This window comes from Methylobacterium sp. J-068 (assembly GCF_022829445.1).
Lineage (GTDB): Bacteria > Pseudomonadota > Alphaproteobacteria > Rhizobiales > Beijerinckiaceae > Methylobacterium.
Map to the genome: position 1 here is coordinate 1 of NZ_JAKSXY010000080.1, position 1,076 is coordinate 1,076.

General features: G+C 68.8%; 2 protein-coding genes and 1 pseudogene. All 3 read right to left on the minus strand.

Annotated features, from left to right (window positions below; genetic code table 11):
- The coding region (locus MKK54_RS12215; RefSeq protein ID WP_244011205.1) for a hypothetical protein at positions 1–323 on the minus strand (323 nt) is incomplete at its 3' end.
- A complete protein-coding gene (locus tag MKK54_RS12220) occupies positions 320–724 on the minus strand; it encodes a hypothetical protein (RefSeq protein WP_244011206.1) in 405 nt (134 codons plus the stop codon). The genes MKK54_RS12220 and MKK54_RS12215, both read right to left, overlap by 4 nt.
- 133 nt (positions 725–857) lie before the next feature.
- Positions 858–1,076 (minus strand): annotated as a pseudogene (locus MKK54_RS12225) (hypothetical protein); the annotation flags it as partial.

The following is a 1,076-nucleotide window of genomic DNA, read 5'->3' on the forward strand; positions in this document are numbered from 1 at the left end:
GGCACGTCCTCGACGAAGGTGACGACGAACTCGCCCAGGCCGCGGGGCGGGCGCTCGTAGTCCACGTCCGCCAGGAACTTGCGATGCGTGCTGCTGTCGTAGAGCACGCGGTCGACGTGCCCACGGCACTCCCGGGTGTAGTTCAGCGTCTGGCGGACGACGAGCTTGCCGCCCGGACGCACGATGGGGGTCAGGACCTCGGTCTTGATGACGTCGACCGGAATGCGCCGATCGGCGGCGAAGTAGGCGAACGCGCCGGCCAGTCCCAGGATCGCCGAACAGATCACACCGAGGCAGGCGTAGCCGAAGATGCGCAGGCTCATCCCTTGGCTCCCCGAATGATCGCGAAGAAGTCGATGCCGTTCTTGGTCAGCGCCACGACGCCGCCCACGAAGGTCACCGCCACGCCGCAGACCCACATCAGCACGCGGGCCGCAGTGCGGGACGACGTGATGAACTCCACGGCCCCGTCGAGTTGGGTGAGCTCCCGGCTGTTCTTCTCCGCGATCCAGGCGATCGTTTTCGGGTCGAGCGCGATCAGCTTCTCGAAGCGCTCCACGTCCGCAGGGCTCATGCTAGCGAAGAGGCGCCGCAGGTGGGGCGGGAACGCCACGACCTGTCCGTCCTCGCCGAGATGGATCGGGTCGTTCCGGGTCTCGTGACGGAGGCGTCCCAGCTGATCCTCGCCGAGACTGCGTTCGGGCAGGCGCATGCAGGAGCGCATGCCCTCGCCAAGATCCTCGACGGGCACTCTCGGTCGGTCATCCCCGGTCCCTCGCTGCGGTCTACGCGACTGGTTCATGATCTCTCCGGAGCGTCGGACGGGCCGTGGCCCGCCCGGTGCCGTGTGCGGCGCCCTACTTGGCGGTGAGGCCGAGGTTGCCCAGGGCCGGCTCCAGCACCTTCGCGGCGGTGGAATCCGCATCGAGGTCGAGCGCGCGGAAGATGCGCGCGCCGATCTCGGGCAGGCCGCCGGCCTTGTCGATGATCCTCTGCGGGGTGCTGTCGATCACGCGCTGGAGCGCCTTGGCGACGACGGCCGAGCCGACCGGCACCGAGAGCTTGGCGCCCTTCGT